General features: G+C 55.9%; 15 protein-coding genes, 2 tRNA genes and 2 rRNA genes. 9 read left to right on the top strand and 10 right to left on the bottom strand.

The features are described 5' to 3' along the window. Positions 1-4: 4 nt before the first annotated feature. The 5 genes from ACNYC6_RS16515 to tyrS all read right to left on the bottom strand — a co-directional run bounded on the left by ACNYC6_RS16515 (position 5) and on the right by tyrS (position 6,637). A 23S ribosomal RNA gene (locus tag ACNYC6_RS16515) occupies positions 5-2,896 on the bottom strand. Between the two features lie 246 nt (positions 2,897-3,142). Then, positions 3,143-3,218, bottom strand: a tRNA-Ala gene (locus ACNYC6_RS16510). 30 nt (positions 3,219-3,248) lie between these two features. Then, positions 3,249-3,325, bottom strand: a tRNA-Ile gene (locus ACNYC6_RS16505). 80 nt (positions 3,326-3,405) lie between these two features. After that, positions 3,406-4,942, bottom strand: a 16S ribosomal RNA gene (locus ACNYC6_RS16500). Together the 16S and 23S rRNA genes with 2 tRNA genes alongside form the textbook arrangement of a ribosomal RNA operon. A 495-nt stretch (positions 4,943-5,437) precedes the next feature. Next, positions 5,438-6,637, bottom strand: a complete 1,200-nt coding sequence (gene tyrS, locus ACNYC6_RS16495) for a tyrosine--tRNA ligase (protein ID WP_419708334.1) — start codon at positions 6,635-6,637, stop codon at positions 5,438-5,440. A 213-nt stretch (positions 6,638-6,850) separates the two neighbouring features. Here tyrS and ACNYC6_RS16490 point away from each other — a divergent pair, with 213 nt between their 5' ends. Further along, on the top strand, positions 6,851-8,269 hold the full coding sequence (locus ACNYC6_RS16490) for a peptidoglycan DD-metalloendopeptidase family protein (protein WP_419708333.1): 1,419 nt from the start codon (positions 6,851-6,853) through the stop codon (positions 8,267-8,269). Positions 8,270-8,272: 3 nt separating this feature from the next. Further along, the gene (locus ACNYC6_RS16485; protein ID WP_419708332.1) at positions 8,273-9,364 is read left to right on the top strand and encodes an anhydro-N-acetylmuramic acid kinase; all 1,092 of its coding nucleotides are present in this window, start codon (positions 8,273-8,275) and stop codon (positions 9,362-9,364) included. A gap of 67 nt (positions 9,365-9,431) precedes the next feature. Here the strand turns inward: ACNYC6_RS16485 and erpA are convergent, their stop codons facing one another. Both erpA and argC read right to left on the bottom strand, forming a co-directional pair. Then, positions 9,432-9,782, bottom strand: coding sequence for an iron-sulfur cluster insertion protein ErpA (gene erpA / locus ACNYC6_RS16480; protein ID WP_007906865.1), 351 nt, complete (start codon positions 9,780-9,782; stop codon positions 9,432-9,434). Between the two features lie 168 nt (positions 9,783-9,950). Next, positions 9,951-10,985 carry an N-acetyl-gamma-glutamyl-phosphate reductase gene (argC, locus tag ACNYC6_RS16475; RefSeq protein WP_419708331.1) on the bottom strand — a complete coding sequence of 345 codons (1,035 nt, stop codon included), beginning with the start codon at positions 10,983-10,985 and terminating at the stop codon, positions 9,951-9,953. 135 nt (positions 10,986-11,120) lie between these two features. Here argC and hemJ point away from each other — a divergent pair, with 135 nt between their 5' ends. The 6 genes from hemJ (at position 11,121) to coq7 (ending at position 15,642) form a co-directional block, all read left to right on the top strand. After that, positions 11,121-11,549: a protoporphyrinogen oxidase HemJ gene (gene hemJ, locus ACNYC6_RS16470; protein WP_419708330.1), complete on the top strand. Its 429-nt coding sequence runs from the start codon at positions 11,121-11,123 to the stop codon at positions 11,547-11,549. 33 nt (positions 11,550-11,582) lie between these two features. Then, positions 11,583-12,551, top strand: a complete 969-nt coding sequence (locus ACNYC6_RS16465) for an NAD(P)H-dependent flavin oxidoreductase (RefSeq protein WP_419708329.1) — start codon at positions 11,583-11,585, stop codon at positions 12,549-12,551. 72 nt (positions 12,552-12,623) lie between these two features. Further along, complete coding sequence (locus ACNYC6_RS16460; protein WP_419708328.1) at positions 12,624-13,580, top strand: DUF805 domain-containing protein; 957 nt, start codon at positions 12,624-12,626, stop codon at positions 13,578-13,580. A 61-nt stretch (positions 13,581-13,641) separates the two neighbouring features. Further along, positions 13,642-14,430 (top strand): SDR family NAD(P)-dependent oxidoreductase, encoded by a 789-nt coding sequence (locus ACNYC6_RS16455; protein ID WP_419708327.1) that lies wholly within the window; start codon positions 13,642-13,644, stop codon positions 14,428-14,430. A gap of 78 nt (positions 14,431-14,508) precedes the next feature. Beyond that, positions 14,509-14,847, top strand: coding sequence for a histidine triad nucleotide-binding protein (locus ACNYC6_RS16450; RefSeq protein WP_008027110.1), 339 nt, complete (start codon positions 14,509-14,511; stop codon positions 14,845-14,847). Between the two features lie 147 nt (positions 14,848-14,994). Next, positions 14,995-15,642: a 2-polyprenyl-3-methyl-6-methoxy-1,4-benzoquinone monooxygenase gene (gene coq7, locus ACNYC6_RS16445; protein ID WP_419708326.1), complete on the top strand. Its 648-nt coding sequence runs from the start codon at positions 14,995-14,997 to the stop codon at positions 15,640-15,642. Between the two features lie 181 nt (positions 15,643-15,823). On the opposite strand, the gene ACNYC6_RS16440 is transcribed toward coq7, so the two are convergent. From ACNYC6_RS16440 to ACNYC6_RS16430, 3 genes are all read right to left on the bottom strand, one after another. Next, complete coding sequence (locus tag ACNYC6_RS16440) at positions 15,824-17,242, bottom strand: IS1182 family transposase (RefSeq protein ID WP_419708291.1); 1,419 nt, start codon at positions 17,240-17,242, stop codon at positions 15,824-15,826. 110 nt (positions 17,243-17,352) lie between these two features. Next, entirely contained in the window at positions 17,353-18,147 is a 795-nt protein-coding gene (gene speD, locus ACNYC6_RS16435) for an adenosylmethionine decarboxylase (protein WP_419708325.1), read from the bottom strand. 237 nt (positions 18,148-18,384) lie between these two features. Further along, a complete protein-coding gene (locus ACNYC6_RS16430) occupies positions 18,385-18,807 on the bottom strand; it encodes an OsmC family protein (protein ID WP_008061600.1) in 423 nt (140 codons plus the stop codon). Between the two features lie 231 nt (positions 18,808-19,038). Here ACNYC6_RS16430 and crp point away from each other — a divergent pair, with 231 nt between their 5' ends. Continuing rightward, positions 19,039-19,683, top strand: coding sequence for a cAMP-activated global transcriptional regulator CRP (crp, locus tag ACNYC6_RS16425; protein ID WP_419708324.1), 645 nt, complete (start codon positions 19,039-19,041; stop codon positions 19,681-19,683).

The following is a 19,683-nucleotide window of genomic DNA, read 5'->3' as shown; positions in this document are numbered from 1 at the left end:
TTATATGGTCAAGCCTCACGGGCAATTAGTATTGGTTAGCTCAACGCCTCACAGCGCTTACACACCCAACCTATCAACGTCGTAGTCTTCGACGGCCCTTCAGGGAACTCAAGGTTCCAGTGAGATCTCATCTTGAGGCTAGTTTCCCGCTTAGATGCTTTCAGCGGTTATCTATTCCGAACATAGCTACCCGGCAATGCCACTGGCGTGACAACCGGAACACCAGAGGTTCGTCCACTCCGGTCCTCTCGTACTAGGAGCAGCCCCTCTCAAATCTCAAACGTCCACGGCAGATAGGGACCGAACTGTCTCACGACGTTCTAAACCCAGCTCGCGTACCACTTTAAATGGCGAACAGCCATACCCTTGGGACCGGCTTCAGCCCCAGGATGTGATGAGCCGACATCGAGGTGCCAAACACCGCCGTCGATATGAACTCTTGGGCGGTATCAGCCTGTTATCCCCGGAGTACCTTTTATCCGTTGAGCGATGGCCCTTCCATACAGAACCACCGGATCACTAAGACCTACTTTCGTACCTGCTCGACGTGTCTGTCTCGCAGTCAAGCGCGCTTTTGCCTTTATACTCTACGACCGATTTCCGACCGGTCTGAGCGCACCTTCGTACTCCTCCGTTACTCTTTAGGAGGAGACCGCCCCAGTCAAACTACCCACCATACACTGTCCTCGATCCGGATAACGGACCTGAGTTAGAACCTCAAAGTTGCCAGGGTGGTATTTCAAGGATGGCTCCACGCGAACTGGCGTCCACGCTTCAAAGCCTCCCACCTATCCTACACAAGCAAATTCAAAGTCCAGTGCAAAGCTATAGTAAAGGTTCACGGGGTCTTTCCGTCTAGCCGCGGATACACTGCATCTTCACAGCGATTTCAATTTCACTGAGTCTCGGGTGGAGACAGCGCCGCCATCGTTACGCCATTCGTGCAGGTCGGAACTTACCCGACAAGGAATTTCGCTACCTTAGGACCGTTATAGTTACGGCCGCCGTTTACCGGGGCTTCGATCAAGAGCTTCGCGTTAGCTAACCCCATCAATTAACCTTCCGGCACCGGGCAGGCGTCACACCCTATACGTCCACTTTCGTGTTTGCAGAGTGCTGTGTTTTTAATAAACAGTCGCAGCGGCCTGGTATCTTCGACCGGCGTGGGCTTACGGAGCAAGTCCTTCACCCTCACCGGCGCACCTTCTCCCGAAGTTACGGTGCCATTTTGCCTAGTTCCTTCACCCGAGTTCTCTCAAGCGCCTTGGTATTCTCTACCCAACCACCTGTGTCGGTTTGGGGTACGGTTCCTGGTTACCTGAAGCTTAGAAGCTTTTCTTGGAAGCATGGCATCAACCACTTCGTGTTCTAAAAGAACACTCGTCATCAGCTCTCGGCCTTAGAATCCCGGATTTACCTAAGATTCCAGCCTACCACCTTAAACTTGGACAACCAACGCCAAGCTGGCCTAGCCTTCTCCGTCCCTCCATCGCAATAACCAGAAGTACAGGAATATTAACCTGTTTTCCATCGACTACGCTTTTCAGCCTCGCCTTAGGGACCGACTAACCCTGCGTCGATTAACGTTGCGCAGGAAACCTTGGTCTTTCGGCGTGGGTGTTTTTCACACCCATTGTCGTTACTCATGTCAGCATTCGCACTTCTGATACCTCCAGCAAGCTTCTCAACTCACCTTCACAGGCTTACAGAACGCTCCTCTACCGCATCACCTAAGTGATACCCGTAGCTTCGGTGTATGGTTTGAGCCCCGTTACATCTTCCGCGCAGGCCGACTCGACTAGTGAGCTATTACGCTTTCTTTAAAGGGTGGCTGCTTCTAAGCCAACCTCCTAGCTGTCTAAGCCTTCCCACATCGTTTCCCACTTAACCATAACTTTGGGACCTTAGCTGACGGTCTGGGTTGTTTCCCTTTTCACGACGGACGTTAGCACCCGCCGTGTGTCTCCCATGCTCGGCACTTGTAGGTATTCGGAGTTTGCATCGGTTTGGTAAGTCGGGATGACCCCCTAGCCGAAACAGTGCTCTACCCCCTACAGTGATACATGAGGCGCTACCTAAATAGCTTTCGAGGAGAACCAGCTATCTCCGAGCTTGATTAGCCTTTCACTCCGATCCACAGGTCATCCGCTAACTTTTCAACGGTAGTCGGTTCGGTCCTCCAGTCAGTGTTACCTAACCTTCAACCTGCCCATGGATAGATCGCCCGGTTTCGGGTCTATTCCCAGCGACTAGACGCCCTATTAAGACTCGCTTTCGCTACGCCTCCCCTATTCGGTTAAGCTCGCCACTGAAAATAAGTCGCTGACCCATTATACAAAAGGTACGCAGTCACCCAACAAAGTGGGCTCCCACTGCTTGTACGCATACGGTTTCAGGATCTATTTCACTCCCCTCTCCGGGGTTCTTTTCGCCTTTCCCTCACGGTACTAGTTCACTATCGGTCAGTCAGTAGTATTTAGCCTTGGAGGATGGTCCCCCCATATTCAGACAAAGTTTCTCGTGCTCCGTCCTACTCGATTTCATGACCAAGAGATTTTCGCGTACAGGGCTATCACCCACTATGGCCGCACTTTCCAGAGCGTTCCGCTAATCTCAAAGCCACTTAAGGGCTAGTCCCCGTTCGCTCGCCACTACTAAGGGAATCTCGGTTGATTTCTTTTCCTCAGGGTACTTAGATGTTTCAGTTCCCCTGGTTCGCCTCTTGCACCTATGTATTCAGTACAAGATAACCATCTTATGATGGCTGGGTTCCCCCATTCAGACATCTCCGGATCAAAGTCTGTTTGCCGACTCCCCGAAGCTTTTCGCAGGCTACCACGTCTTTCATCGCCTCTGACTGCCAAGGCATCCACCGTATGCGCTTCTTCACTTGACCATATAACCCCAAGCAATCTGGTTATACTGTGAAGACGACATTCGCCGAAAATTCGAATTTCTCAACTAAGAGAACTCACAAATTTTACCTTAGCCTGATCCGTTACCAGTGAAAGTAACGTTCAGTCTATCTTTCTATCACATACCCAAATTTTTAAAGAACGATCTAGTCAAAGACTAGAAATCAACATTCACCATCTTACCGATGGAATGCTCATTTCTAAGCTTTATACAAGAGAAGCAGTAGTGGTGGAGCCAAGCGGGATCGAACCGCTGACCTCCTGCGTGCAAGGCAGGCGCTCTCCCAGCTGAGCTATGGCCCCGTATTTCTACAGGCGTTTCCCACACAAAATTGGTGGGTCTGGGCAGATTCGAACTGCCGACCTCACCCTTATCAGGGGTGCGCTCTAACCAACTGAGCTACAGACCCAATTTCGGGCTGCTTCTTTCGTCTTCTTCAATGAATCAAGCAATTCGTGTGGGAGCTTATGGAGCAGCTGAGTCGTCGATTAAGGAGGTGATCCAGCCGCAGGTTCCCCTACGGCTACCTTGTTACGACTTCACCCCAGTCATGAATCACACCGTGGTAACCGTCCTCCCGAAGGTTAGACTAGCTACTTCTGGTGCAACCCACTCCCATGGTGTGACGGGCGGTGTGTACAAGGCCCGGGAACGTATTCACCGCGACATTCTGATTCGCGATTACTAGCGATTCCGACTTCACGCAGTCGAGTTGCAGACTGCGATCCGGACTACGATCGGTTTTATGGGATTAGCTCCACCTCGCGGCTTGGCAACCCTCTGTACCGACCATTGTAGCACGTGTGTAGCCCAGGCCGTAAGGGCCATGATGACTTGACGTCATCCCCACCTTCCTCCGGTTTGTCACCGGCAGTCTCCTTAGAGTGCCCACCATAACGTGCTGGTAACTAAGGACAAGGGTTGCGCTCGTTACGGGACTTAACCCAACATCTCACGACACGAGCTGACGACAGCCATGCAGCACCTGTCTCAATGTTCCCGAAGGCACCAATCCATCTCTGGAAAGTTCATTGGATGTCAAGGCCTGGTAAGGTTCTTCGCGTTGCTTCGAATTAAACCACATGCTCCACCGCTTGTGCGGGCCCCCGTCAATTCATTTGAGTTTTAACCTTGCGGCCGTACTCCCCAGGCGGTCAACTTAATGCGTTAGCTGCGCCACTAAGAGCTCAAGGCTCCCAACGGCTAGTTGACATCGTTTACGGCGTGGACTACCAGGGTATCTAATCCTGTTTGCTCCCCACGCTTTCGCACCTCAGTGTCAGTATCAGTCCAGGTGGTCGCCTTCGCCACTGGTGTTCCTTCCTATATCTACGCATTTCACCGCTACACAGGAAATTCCACCACCCTCTACCATACTCTAGCTCGTCAGTTTTGAATGCAGTTCCCAGGTTGAGCCCGGGGCTTTCACATCCAACTTAACGAACCACCTACGCGCGCTTTACGCCCAGTAATTCCGATTAACGCTTGCACCCTCTGTATTACCGCGGCTGCTGGCACAGAGTTAGCCGGTGCTTATTCTGTCGGTAACGTCAAAATTGCAGAGTATTAATCTACAACCCTTCCTCCCAACTTAAAGTGCTTTACAATCCGAAGACCTTCTTCACACACGCGGCATGGCTGGATCAGGCTTTCGCCCATTGTCCAATATTCCCCACTGCTGCCTCCCGTAGGAGTCTGGACCGTGTCTCAGTTCCAGTGTGACTGATCATCCTCTCAGACCAGTTACGGATCGTCGCCTTGGTGAGCCATTACCTCACCAACTAGCTAATCCGACCTAGGCTCATCTGATAGCGCAAGGCCCGAAGGTCCCCTGCTTTCTCCCGTAGGACGTATGCGGTATTAGCGTTCCTTTCGAAACGTTGTCCCCCACTACCAGGCAGATTCCTAGGCATTACTCACCCGTCCGCCGCTGAATCAGAGAGCAAGCTCTCTTCATCCGCTCGACTTGCATGTGTTAGGCCTGCCGCCAGCGTTCAATCTGAGCCATGATCAAACTCTTCAGTTCAAACATCTTTGGGTTTTGAGAAAACCCTAAACTTGGCTCAGCAATCGTTGGTTACATCTTTGATTTCTCGCGGAGTAACTTGTGATGCTGATAATCTGTTGACTAGCAGTCTGACTCCACAAGCACCCACACGAATTGCTTGATTCAGTTGTTAAAGAGCGGTTGGTTAAGATCTTTCGTCTCAACCGAGGCGCGCATTCTACAGCAGCCTCATTTGCTGTCAAGTGATTATTTTCAGAAGCTTTCGAGGAATTCCTCAACAACTTCAACCACTTGCGCCTCAGATCTCTCATCAGCGGGAGGCGAATTCTACAGCGTTACACGCTGCTGTCAACACCTCTTTTTCAACTTCCTTTTGGCTTCGATGAACTGAAGCAACTTGCTGCCGAAAACTTCGTAACTCGTTGTTTGCCAAGGAGTTTTCCGTTTCGACTGCGCCGGAAGTGGGGCGAATTATAGACCTCTAAAATCCGCCGTCAACCCTTAATTTCAGGTTTATTCGGATTTGAGCGTAATACGCGCAAATGCCTTCTTACCGGCCTGGCAAACATGGGTCGCGCCCAGTGCGTATATAAAGGTGCGATCGACGACCTCACCATCTATACGCACACCACCGGAACCAAGAAGATCCCGCGCCACGGCAGAGTTCTTCACCAGTCCCGCCTTATTAAGGACAGCAGCGATAGGCATATCCTCGACAGCAGTCAACTCGATCTCTGGCAGATCATCCGGCAGCTCGCCATCCTTCATACGGTTACCCGCCGCACGATGAGCATTGGCCGCAGCCTCCTCGCCATGGAAACGCGCGACAATCTCTTCAGCCAGCTTGATCTTGATGTCACGCGGATTGGCACCCGCCTCTACATCAGCACGGAAGGCATTGATCTCGTCCATGGAGCGGAAGCTGAGCAACTCGAAGTAACGCCACATCAGCGCATCAGGAATGGAAACCAGCTTGCCGTACATCACGCCCGGCGCTTCCTGGATACCCACGTAGTTGCCCAAGGACTTGGACATCTTCTTCACGCCATCCAGACCTTCGAGCAATGGCATGGTCAAAATGCACTGCGCTTCCTGGCCGTAACTGCGCTGCAGCTCACGCCCCATCAGCAAGTTGAATTTCTGATCGGTACCACCCAGCTCGACATCTGCACGCAAGGCAACAGAGTCGTACCCCTGGACCAGCGGATAGAGGAACTCGTGAATAGCGATCGGCTGATTAGTCGTGTAGCGCTTGTCGAAGTCATCACGCTCGAGCATGCGTGCGACGGTGTACTGCGAAGTCAGGCGAATGAAGTCGGCCGGCCCCATCTGATCCATCCAGGTGGAGTTGAATGCCACTTCGGTTTTCGCCGGATCAAGAATCTTGAAGACCTGAGTCTTGTAGGTCTCGGCGTTCTCCAGAACCTGCTCACGGGTCAGCGGAGGACGAGTCGCGCTCTTGCCGCTCGGATCGCCGATCATCCCGGTGAAGTCACCAATCAGGAAGATCACCTGGTGACCCAGCTCCTGGAACTGGCGCAGCTTATTAATAAGCACGGTATGACCCAGGTGCAAATCCGGCGCGGTCGGATCGAAGCCTGCCTTAATACGCAGCGGCTGGCCGCGCTTGAGCTTTTCAACCAGCTCGGACTCGACCAACAGTTCTTCTGCACCACGTTTGATCAGCGCTAGCTGCTCTTCAACCGACTTCATAACAGACCCGCAAGGCTCAGATTCAAAGGGGACCAACCATACAAGATCGCACGTCAAATACAAGGTTTGCCCGGCGCACGGAAGCCAAACCACGGACATAACATCCGTAGACTTGCTTCAGAGATGATTTGGTTATATTTTATACAGTTATTTCATCTTCATCATGTCATTCATCTTTTCCAATTCATCTTTTTCAAAGTCAAAACACTACTTATGACCAAAGAATCGTCTAAAGCGCCACCGCTTTACCCGAAGACCCACCTGCTCGCAGCAAGCGGTATCGCCGCCCTCCTGAGCCTGGCGCTTCTGGTATTCCCTTCCAGTGATGTTGAAGCCAAAAAGACAACCCTGAGTCTTGAACTGGAAAGCCCTGCTGAACAACTGACACAAGAACAAGACGCTGCTGAGGCCGTCCAGGCCACAAATGAGCCAGCAGCTTCTCCTTTCGCGCAGATCGATAACAGCGCAGAAGACACCCAGGAAACCGCTCAAACCGAACCAGCACCGGTCGCCGAAGAAAAGAAGGCGCCAAACCACAGGGAAGTGACAGTCGCCAAGGGCGACACTCTCTCCACACTGTTTGAGAAAGTAGGTCTGCCGGCAACGGCGGTGCATGAAGTGCTGGCCAGCGATAAGCAAGCCAAGCAGTTCAGCCAGCTCAAGCACGGGCAGAAACTTGAATTCGAATTAAGCCCCGAAGGTCAACTGACCAGCCTGCACAGCAAGGTCAGCGACCTCGAAACCATCACCCTGAGCAAGAATGACAAGGGTTATACGTTCAATCGCATTACCGCCAAGCCAACCGTGCGCTCTGCCTATGTCCACGGCGTGATCAACAGTTCGCTGTCGCAGTCCGCCGCACGTGCAGGGCTATCACACAGCCTGACCATGGACATGGCCAGCGTATTTGGTTATGACGTCGATTTCGCCCAGGACATTCGCCAGGGTGACGAGTTCGATGTGATCTACGAGCAGAAAGTGGTCAACGGCAAAGCGGTCGGCAATGGCCCGATCCTGTCTGCACGATTCACCAACCGCGGCAAGACTTACACCGCCGTGCGTTACACCAACAAACAAGGCAACAGCAGCTACTACACCGCTGACGGCAACAGCATGCGCAAGGCGTTCATCCGTACCCCGGTGGACTTCGCCCGCATCAGCTCGAAATTCTCCATGGGTCGCAAGCACCCGATCCTGAACAAGATCCGCGCCCACAAAGGCGTCGACTACGCAGCCCCGCGCGGTACGCCGATCAAGGCAGCGGGCGATGGCAAAGTATTGCTCGCCGGGCGTCGTGGTGGTTACGGCAATACCGTGATCATCCAGCACGGCAACACTTACCGCACGCTGTACGGCCACATGCAGGGCTTTGCCAAAGGCATTCAGACTGGCAGCTCGGTCAAGCAGGGTCAGGTAATCGGCTACATCGGCACCACCGGACTGTCGACCGGACCGCACCTTCACTATGAGTTCCAGGTCAACGGCGTGCATGTGGATCCGCTGGGTCAGAAAGTGGCAATGGCCGATCCGATCTCCAAAGCCGAACGCTCGCGCTTCCTCGCGCAGAGCCAGCCGCTGATGGCGCGCATGGATCAAGAGAAAACCACGAAACTGGCTTCGAGCAAACGTTAAGCCATGGCGCTCTATATAGGTGTGATGTCCGGGACCAGCCTTGATGGCCTGGACATTGCGTTGATCGAGCAGTCACTGGCGATCAGGCTGATCGCCACGCATTACATCCCCATGCCTGAATCCCTGCGCGCCGAGCTGCTTGGCTTGTGCGCCAGCGGTCCGGACGAGATTGCCCGCTCCGCTATCGCCCAGCAGAACTGGGTGAAGCTCGCCGCACAAGGCGTTCACGCCCTCCTTGCTCAGCAGCAGCTCAAACCTGAAGACATTCGCGCGATAGGCAGCCATGGGCAGACCATCCGCCATGAACCGGCGCGCGGTTTCACGGTACAGATCGGCAACCCGGCCCTGCTGACCGAGCTCACAGGCATCACTGTGGTCAGCGACTTCCGCAGCCGCGATGTCGCTGCCGGCGGCCAAGGCGCGCCGCTGGTTCCTGCCTTCCATGAAGCCCTGTTTGAAGAGCGTGCTGGTAACCGCTCCGTCCTGAACGTCGGGGGGTTCAGCAATCTCAGCCTGATCGAACCAGGCAAGTCAGTCGCCGGCTTCGACTGCGGCCCGGGAAATGTATTGCTGGACGCCTGGATTCACCAGCAACGCGGCGACAACTACGACCGTGACGGCCAATGGGCCGCCAGCGGCAAGGTCGAGCCGATTCTATTGAAGGCGCTGCTCAGCGACCCATTCTTCGTGACCCAAGGCCCGAAGAGCACCGGCCGGGAAGTGTTCAACCTGCCATGGTTGATGCAGCACCTCGCGCAATTGCCAGCCTTCCCCGCCGAGAATGTACAGGCAACGCTGCTTGAGCTGACCGCACTGACCATCGTTGAATCACTGCAAAATGCCCAGACAGACACTCAAGAGATGCTGGTCTGCGGCGGTGGCGCGCACAACTCGACGCTGATGAATCGCCTGGACAGCCTGCTACCGAAGGCAAAAGTCAGCAGTACTTCCGCATACGGAGTAGACCCGGACTGGGTCGAAGCCATGGCGTTTGCGTGGCTGGCCCACTGCTGCCTCGAAGGCATCGCCGCCAATCGCCCAAGTGTCACTGGCGCTCGCGGTTTGCGCGTATTGGGCGCCATCTACCCCGCATAAACCCCGGACAGCAAAACGCCGCAGGGCTGTGAGGCCATGCGGCGTTTTGATGAAACTGGTGCGCTGATCAGATCGAGAACGAAGAGCCACAGCCACACGTAGTGGTCGCGTTCGGGTTCTTGATGACGAAACGCGAACCTTCCAGACCTTCCTGATAATCCACCTCGGCACCTGCCAGGTATTGGAAGCTCATCGGGTCGACTACCAGACTGACACCTTCGCGCTCGACGATGGTGTCGTCATCGGCCACTTCCTCATCGAAAGTGAAGCCGTACTGAAAACCTGAACAACCGCCGCCCGTAACGAATACGCGCAGCTTCAAGCGATCATTCCCCTCTTCATCGACCAGGCTCTTCACCTTGTGCGCGGCACCGTGGGTGAATTGCAAAGCCGTGGGGGTGAAGGATTCGACGCTCATGCTGACTATCTCCCGGCGCTACGCCGTCATATTGCGTGATGACGCGCATTATCCGCTTCTCCTAGAAAAGCGGTCAACTATTGTTATGGTATATCAACCAATCCAATCGCCAGCCCGGAATGCAAAAAGGCCCGTTCAACGGGCCTTTTTACTGTACGCCATCAAACCTTACGGCAGCATGCCCGCGTGGGACAGGCCCAGGCGCTCGTCCAGACCGAACAGGATGTTCATGTTCTGTACCGCCTGACCGGACGCGCCTTTGACCAGGTTGTCGATTACCGACAACACGACCACCAGATCACCATCCTGCGGACGATGCACCGCAATACGGCAAACGTTGGCACCTCGCACGCTGCGGGTTTCCGGATGGCTGCCGGCGGGCATGACGTCGACGAACGGTTCGTTGGCATAGCGCTTTTCGAACAGCGCCTGCAAATCCACCGAACGATCCACGACAGTCGCGTAGAGCGTCGAGTGAATCCCGCGGATCATCGGCGTCAGGTGCGGAACGAAGGTCAGGCCAACGTCTTTGCCTGCCGCACGACGAAGCCCTTGGCGAATTTCCGGTAAATGACGGTGCCCTTTGACGGCATAGGCCTTCATGCTTTCCGACGTTTCGGAGTACAGCGAGCCTACGGAAGCGCCACGGCCGGCACCACTGACGCCAGATTTGCAGTCGGCGATCAGGTGCGCAGCATCGGCCAAACCCGCTTCGAGCAATGGCAGGAAACCCAATTGCGTCGCAGTCGGATAGCAACCTGGCACAGCAATCAGGCGCGCTTTCTTGATCTGCTCGCGATTGACTTCCGGCAGGCCGTAGACCGCTTCGTCCAGCAACTCCGGCGCACCGTGCGGCTGGCCGTACCACTTGGCCCACTCATCAGCATCCTGCAGGCGGAAGTCGGCCGACAGGTCGATCACCTTGGTCCCGGCTGCCAGCAACTCACCAGCCAAGGCATGCGCAACACCGTGCGGCGTAGCGAAGAACACCACGTCGCAAGCGCCCAAGGTCTTGATGTCCGGAACGCTGAACGTCAAGCCGTCGTAGTGGCCTCGCAGGTTCGGGTACATGTCGGCGACGGCGAGGCCGGCCTCGGATCGGGAAGTGATGACAACCACTTCAGCTTGCGGATGTTGCGCCAACAGACGCAGCAGTTCGACACCGGTGTAACCCGTGCCGCCGACGATACCGACCTTGACCATAAACCTGCCCTCAACGAACCCACTGGAAAGCCGTCGATAATAGGGTGCGCGTGCGGCTGCGACAACCGTCAAGGTGACGTGCGGAGCGTCAAGCCTCTACTATTCGGGCTACCGTGAATTGGGGAATAACCAAAAATGCTCTATCTGTGGCTCAAAGCGTTTCATATCGTCAGCATCGTGTGCTGGTTTGCCGGTCTGTTTTACCTGCCGAGACTGTTCGTTTATCACGCACAAAGTGAAGACACGATCAGCAAGGAGCGCTTCAGCGTCATGGAGCGCAAGCTGTACCGGGGCATCATGGGCCCGGCGATGATCGCCACGCTGATCTTCGGCGGTTGGCTCGTGTACCTCAATCCAGGCATCTTCAGCCAGGGGGGCTGGATACACGCCAAACTGACCCTGGTCGTATTGCTGATCGGCTACCACCACATGTGCGGCGCACAGGTGAAACGTTTTGCCTGTGGCGAGAACACCCGCAGCCATGTCTTTTTTCGCTGGTTCAATGAAGTGCCGGTTCTGATATTGCTGGCAATCGTAATTCTGGTCGTCGTTCGACCGTTCTAACTCCAGGAAACACAACTCATCGGGGTACTTCCAATGTCGCTGCCCGCTCTGCTCGAACAACGTTTGCGTCTGCCCGTGGTGGCGGCGCCGATGTTCCTGATTTCCAACCCGCAACTGGTGCTCGCCTGCTGCCGCAATGGTGTGGTGGGCAGTTTTCCCGCACTGAACCAACGCGAGAGCAGCGGCTTCAAGGCCTGGCTGGAAGAGATCGAAGCCGGGTTGGCAACACTGGAAAACCCCGCACCGTACGCGGTGAACCTGATCGTCCACAACAGCAACCCACGACTGCAAGCTGACCTGGAGATCTGCATCGAGCATAAAGTGCCGATCGTGATCACCAGCCTCGGCGCAGTGAAGGAACTGGTCGATGCGGTGCACAGCTACGGCGGCCTGGTATTCCATGACGTGACGACTCGCCGCCATGCCGAGAAGGCCGCCGAGGCTGGTGTGGATGGTTTGATCGCCGTCGCTGCTGGCGCCGGCGGCCACGCCGGGACCTGGAGCCCGTTCTCGCTGATTGCTGAAATCCGCCAGTTCTTCGACAAGACCCTATTGCTGGCGGGGTGCCTGAACCACGGTCACGAGATTCTTGCCGCGCAATTGCTCGGTGCGGATTTGGCTTACTTCGGCACGCGATTTATCGGCACCACCGAAAGTCATGCGCCTGACGCCTATAAAGAGATGCTGCTGACTGCCAGAGCCGCAGACATCGTCCATACTCCAGCAGTGTCGGGCGTACCGGCGAGTTTCATGCGCCAGAGCCTGGAGGCCGCCGGTTTCGACATGGCCTCACTGCAAAACAAGGGCGAGGTCAATTTCGGCTCCAAGCTCAAGCCGATCAGCGATGAAGCCAAGGCTTGGAAAACCGTTTGGTCTGCGGGCCAAGGTGTTGGCGAAATCGACGATTTGCCGAGCGTCGATCAACTGGTGTCACGCCTCGACGCCGAATACCGCAAGGCACTCGAGCAGGCCACACAACTGCATCAGCGCTGGCCACGCTGAAAAACCGGGCCAGCCACGCCAGGCTGGCCTTACACTCCGAATTCATACACGCGCGACAAGGATGCCTCGGCAATGAGCGAAAACCGTTTCAAGATCGTATTCGACGGCACACTACTGCCGGGTGTTGATCTCGCCACCGCCAAGCTCAATCTCGCCGCGTTGTACAAGAGTGAAGTCACCACCGTCGAGCGCCTGTTCAGCGGCCAACCAGTCACACTCAAACGCGAACTGTCACATGCCGATGCACAGACCTATCTGCAAGCCCTGAAGAACACCGGCATCGACGCACGAATCGAATCCGAACCCTCGATCGAACTTAACCTGACCGACATTCAGCATCACGCTCCTGCGGCCACCTCGTCAGACCCCGAATCCCCTTACGCGCCACCGCAAGCACGCGTCGGTGAAAGCTTGCCCGAATTCGCCACGCTCAAGCCCTTCGGTGTCGAAGGACGTATCGGGCGCCTGCGTTTTCTCGCGTGGTCGATGGTGTTGAGCCTGATTACGATTGCAGTCGTCGCCGTATTTGCCCTCGTCGGCCTGGCTCTGGTCAGTAGCGATTCGACGGCCGGCCTGATCGTCGGCGGCCTCCTGGCCTTCTTCCTGTGCCTTGGGTTCCTGATCGTCAGCGTCATGATCAGCGTTCAGCGCTTGCATGACATCGGCTGGTCAGGCTGGCTGTGGCTGCTGAACCTGGTGCCGTTCGTAGGCAGTTTCTTTCCGCTGGTGATGCTGGCCATGCCGGGCACCAACGTCGCCAACCGCTACGGCGCGCCACCGCCGCCCAATAGCACGGCGGTCAAGGTGTTGTCGTCGTTGTGGGTGGTGTTGATCGCGCTGATGATTGTCGGCGCACTGGCGGGCGGTATCTCGGCGATTCAGGACGAATACGAGAACACCCTGGAAAGCAGCTACCAGAACAGCTCGGTGACCACCGATGAAATCGACGTAGAGACCGAATCACCGGCAAATTCCGCCGACGATGCAGCCGAAGACGCCCAGCCCCCTGTAGACTCTGCGCAAGAATGAACAGCGCTCCCCGCCCGCGACACTTGCGTCGCGGTGTGGAGCTGTTGCGATGGAGAACTGCATGACCCGTTACGCTCTGATCACCGGCGCTTCCAGCGGCATTGGCCTGGCCATGGCCGAAGCGCTGGCCCGCCGTGGCCGCAGCCTGATATTGGTGGCCCGACAGCGTGATCAGCTGGAAAGTATTGCGATTGAACTGACTCAACGGTTTGGCGTGGAAGTGCTGTTCCGTGCCTGCGATCTGGGCGAGCCACTGCGGCTGTCCGGATTCCTGCTGGAGCTGGAAGAAGGCGACCGGCAAATCGATCTACTGGTGAACTGCGCCGGCATTGGCACCTGTGGCCCGTTCCTGGCTCAGGACTGGATGACCGAACAAGACCTGATCGAAGTGAACATTCTGGCTCTTACTCGCCTGTGCCATGCAATCGGTAACAGCATGGCGCTGCAAGGTGGCGGGCAGATTCTCAACGTTGCCTCGGTCGCAGCTTTCCATCCTGGCCCGTGGATGAGCACGTATTACGCGAGCAAGGCGTATGTCCTGCACTTTTCCGAAGGCCTGCGCGTCGAGCTGAAAAAGTGCGCGGTCAAGGTTTCAGTGCTCTGTCCTGGCCCGACCCGCACTGCGTTTTTCCGCACCGCGCAGTTGAACAACGACAAACTGGCCAACAGCAAACTGCTGATGAGCCCGGAAGAAGTTGCACTCTATACCGTCCGGGCCTTGGAGAAGAATCGCGCGATCATTATTCCGGGACGACGCAACCGCTGGTTTGCCGCCCTGCCCCGGTTCGGCTCGCGCTGGCTGATCCGGACAATCACTGGCATGGTCATCAAGGCGCACTGCCCGCGCTGAACGTTTACAGGTAAAAGGCTGGGCTCGGGAATAACCCATGAGTACACTCAGGCCAGCCCAAACAACGGAGAAACAGCTGTGGATACTCTGTTCACCAAGATCATCAACCGGGAGATCCCGGCGAAGATCATCTACGAGGACGACCAGGTACTGGCCTTCCACGATATCGCCCCACAGGCACCCGTACATTTCCTGGTGATTCCAAAGAAACCGGTGCGCACCCTCAACGATCTCACTGAGGACGACAAGGCATTGGCCGGGCACATTCTGTTCACTGCCCAACGCCTGGCCCTGGAACTGGGTTGCGAAAAAGGTTTCCGCGTTGTCATGAACTGCAATGAAGAAGGTGGGCAGACGGTCTATCACATTCATATGCACGTGCTGGGTCAACGCCAGATGCACTGGCCGCCGGGCTGATTGCAGCAAACCCGATGGGAACGACGCAGCGTCGCTCCCATTGGGGTATCACAGCACTGTCATGACAAATGCAACACAATGACCCAGCGCAAACCTTCCCCGGCCGATTCGGTTAAACTGGCCGCCGAGATTCCTCCGGAGGTCAGCATGACTACCCAACGTCACTACTCGCCGATTGACCGCCTTCTGCTGCAAGCCGATGCCGCGATGCGTACTTTGCTGCCCTCCAGTGGCCAGCCGTACCGTCCGTCCCCCGCCATCGTGCAGCCGGAGGTAAAAATGAGCGACGAAGACACCCGCCACGTCGCCGGTCTGATGCGCATCAACCATACCGGTGAAGTCTGCGCCCAGGCGCTGTATCAGGGGCAGGCCCTGACCGCCAAGCTGCCGCAAGTGCGCGCCGCCATGGAACACGCCGCCGAAGAAGAAATCGACCATCTGGTCTGGTGCGAGCAACGCATTCATCAATTGGGCAGCCACACCAGCATTCTCAACCCGCTGTTCTACGGCATGTCATTCGGGATTGGCGCGGTTGCGGGGCTCATCAGCGATAAAGTCAGCCTGGGTTTTGTTGCGGCGACGGAAGATCAGGTTTGCAAGCACCTGAACGAACACCTGGAACAACTGCCGGCCGAGGATGAGAAGTCCCGGGCGATTCTTGAGCAGATGCGCATCGATGAAGAACAGCACGCCGAAAGCGCACTGGATGCCGGTGGTTTCCGTTTTCCGGCGCCGGTGAAGTTCGGGATGAGCTTGATGGCCAAGGTGATGACCAAGAGCACTTATCGGATCTGACTTTTGCGCAGTCAGACAGGGGCTCATCGCGGGCAACCAGCTCTCGCAGGGGGTATGCTGCAGACAAGATAAAAGGCGACCGAGCAGACTGTGTGAAAACGCACTGAAGGCCAGCCCAACAAACGCCCCGACTTGTTCGGGGCGTTTTTTTTTGTGTGAGCAACAGACGAAAAAAGGCCTTTCAGCCCATTAGCGCGATTAACTGGCGGGCTCCGAGCACGCTAATCGCTCGCTTGAGGTTATAAGCGTTCACCGCCAAGGCCATTTCTGCTTTTGCTCCCTCCAACTGGCGCAGCAGGAACCGACCATTCCCAAACAGCCATTGCTTGAGGTTGCCGAAAGGATGCTCGACGATGGATCTTCGGCTGGCCATCATCTGCGGATGGGCCAGAATTCGCTGCTCCATTCGCTCAAAAGCTTCCTCGTGGGCATGGCGTGAGACATAGCGGCGTTGGGCGCCAGTGCATTGGGATTTGAGCGGGCAGGCAGCGCAGTCGCTGACATCGGCCTGATAGATCCGATCCCCCTTGTTGCGCTGCTTGAGCGTCAGCCAGTTGCCCGCCGGGCACTGATAACGGTCGTGTTCGTCTTCATAGGTAAAATCTTTGCGCTCAAAGAGCGCCTCGCCGCCAGGATTGACCGAACGATTGGGTGGTACATAGACCGTAATGGCAGCCTCCTCGCAGGCCTGAAACTGCTGGCCGTTTGAATAGCCGGCATCGGCCGTCACGCTGAGGGCCTCTTGTTCCAGGTGTTCTTTGGCGGCCTTGGCCATTGGCTCAAGCTGTTTTCGGTCGTCGCCGTCCTGGGTCACTTCGTGATGCAGAATCAGGCAATGTGCGGCGTCCACGGCGGTTTGTACGTTGTAGGCCACCCGCGGGCCCTTGGCGGTGCGCATCATGCGGGCATCACTTTCGTGGGTGTTGAACTGCTCAAGTCCCATCGAGCTCATCAGCGCCTGGCAGCTCTGATTGTTCTGCTGGCGAACTTCAAGCTGCGCCAGGGCTGTTTTGATTGCGCTGCGATCAATCGTCTCTGTGGTTTCGGCCTGGTCGGCTTCATCCAGCTCGGCCAGATACTGAGCAATGCGCTTATCCAGCTTCTCTTCCTGACGTTTGAGCTGTTTCAAATTCATATGACGCCGCGAGGACGCCACTGCCTGAAATTTGCTGCCATCGATGGCCACCAATTCACCGGCGATCAGGCCGGCAGTGCGGCAAAACCGGACGAAGGCACGGCACGTCGCCACAAAAGCGAGTTTGTTGTTTTTACGAAAGTCGGCGATGGTCTTGAAGTCGGGTTTTAGCCGGTTGATCAGCCACATCACTTCGATGTTGCGCTGGCACTCGGCTTCGAGACGCCGCGATGAGCGAATCCGCTGAAAATAGCCGTAGAGATAGAGTTTTAGCTGATCGGCAGGGTCATAAGAGGGGCGGCCGGTGCCTTTGGGCAGCGCCTTATCGAAGCCCAACTGCAACAGATCCAGCTTGGCGACGTAGAGGTCGATGACTCGAACGAGGTGATCCTCGGGGATCAGTTCTTCCAGCGAAACCGGGAACAGGCTGGTCTGGCTGCGGGATTCGCCTTGGATGTAGGCCATAACGAAAAATGCTCCGTATCTTTCGATACGGAGCATTTTCTTTGAGCGCTGCGCAGATTGCTAGGTTTTCACACAGTCTGCGAGGTCGCCTTTTTTTGTGCGCAGAAATCTTAGTTCGGCATGTTGCGTGCGTAGAAGATTTCGAGCATTTCGTGTTTCACACGCTCTGTCACCTGGGCACGTTGCTCAGACGACAGGTTGCTGGTGGCGTCGCCGAACAGGTAGTTATCCAGTTCGAAATTCTTCAGCAGCATTTTGGTGTGAAACAGGTTTTCCTGGTACACGTTCACGTCGGTCATCTGGTACGCGTCGCGGGTGTCTTCGGAGAGGTAGTTCTGGATCGAATTGATCTCGTGGTCGATGAAGTGCTTCTTGCCTTCAACGTCACGGGTGAAGCCGCGCACACGGTGATCCACGGTCACGATGTCCGAGTCGAACTGGTGAATCAGGAAGTTGAGCGCTTTAAGCGGTGAAATGACCCCGCACGTCGACACATCGATATCCACACGGAAGGTCGCAATACCAGCGTCCGGATGGATTTCCGGGTAGGTGTGCACCGTGATGTGGCTCTTGTCGAGGTGGGCCAGGATGATTTCGGGTAATGGGCCCGGGGATTCCTCGATCTGGCTTTCAGTCGGGGTCACCGGCTCTTCCGAGATCAGAATCGTGACGCTGGCGCCCTGTGGCTCATAGTCCTGACTGGCAATGTTCAGGATGTTGGCACCAATGATATCGACAACCTCTGTGAGGATCTGCGTCAGGCGCTTGGCGTTGTACTCTTTATTGATGTACTCGACATAGGCCTGTTGGTCTTGCGGGGTTTCCGCGTAGCAGATGTCATAGATGTTGAAGCTCAAGGTCTTTGTCAGGTTATTGAACCCGTGGAGCTTGAGTTTGCTTTTCACCGTTTAAAACTCTCTATGTATTGCGGCACAGCCGCGTGATCAAGCATGCCCGTCAGATGCGAACGACGCAGCTGCGTAGGACGGTTAACACCTCTTCGCAATGACGATTTTGGTTGTATGTTCGAGAGCGCGGCCTGTCGGCTGACGGGCCACTACCCTGAAAAAGTGGCGCATTTTGCAGACGTCAGCTTGGGATCGCCAGAGTCTGCACTGCTTTTATGATAGTTGAATGTCGATTCAACCGAGCTCGATGATTTCGTAGTCGTGGGTAATCTCTACCCCGGCCGCGCCGAGCATGATCGATGCCGAGCAGTATTTTTCGGCGGACAGTTCGATGGCGCGTTTGACCTGGGCTTCTTTCAAGCCCCGGCCCTTGACCACGAAGTGCATGTGGATCTTGGTGAACACCTTCGGATCTTCGGTCGCGCGCTCGGCTTCGAGGAAGGCTTCGCAGCTCTCGACCGCCTGACGGGACTTCTTGAGGATGCTGACCACGTCGAAATTGCTGCAACCGCCAACACCCAGCAGGAGCATCTCCATCGGACGAACACCCAGGTTACGACCACCAGCATCGGGCGGACCGTCCATGACCACGACATGACCGCTGCCGGATTCGCCGAGGAACATGGCTTCGCCAGCCCATTGGATGCGTGCCTTCATCGCCAAGACTCCACTGTATAAAAAAGGGTCGCCAGCTTAGCACAGGCCCCTTGATTGACAGCGTTTGCCTTCCTAGGACATAACCGTCCGCCTTGTAGGTAATTTCTCGAATATTGCAGGAAGTGTCTGGTAAGCTGACGCCAATTCGCTGGCGCATAGCCAGCGTTGCCGCACCTTCCGAAACTCATAAAAAAATCCAAACACACCGTGCAGTCTTTTCGGGATACAACCATGGTTGCTATTACCCCCACACCCAAGATCAAGAACCTCGACAAGTTGCTGATGCATTGCCAGCGCCGTCGCTATCAGGCCAAGAGCAATATCATTTGTGCCGGCGACCGCTCGGAAACATTGTTCTTCATCATAAAAGGTTCGGTCACGATCCTGATCGAAGATGACGACGGTCGGGAAATGATCATCGCCTATCTAAATGCCGGGGACTTCTTTGGCGAGTTGGGGCTTTTCGAGCAGGCGGGCCTGGAACAGGAACGCAGCGCCTGGGTGCGGGCGAAGATCGAATGCGAAGTCGCTGAGATCAGCTACGCGAAATTCCGTGAGTTGTCGCAGCAAGATCCAGACATTCTTTACGTGCTGAGCGGACAAGTCGCACAGCGTCTGCGCAACACCACCCGCAAGGTCGGTGACCTGGCATTCTTTGACGTGACCGGTCGCGTCGCGCGCTGCCTGCTGGAACTGTGCAAGCAACCCGACGCAATGACCCACCCCGATGGCATGCAGATCAAGGTGACCCGTCAGGAAATCGGGCGGATTGTCGGGTGTTCGCGGGAGATGGTCGGTCGCGTACTCAAGGATCTGGAAGAACGCAACCTGGTGAACGTCAAAGGCAAGACCATGGTGGTTTTCGGAACGCGGTAA

It is taken from the genome of Pseudomonas sp. NFX224, assembly GCF_048565165.1.
In the GTDB taxonomy this organism is placed as follows: domain Bacteria; phylum Pseudomonadota; class Gammaproteobacteria; order Pseudomonadales; family Pseudomonadaceae; genus Aquipseudomonas.
Note: the sequence above shows the minus strand (reverse complement) of the source record. Positions and strands in the feature narration are given on the sequence as shown.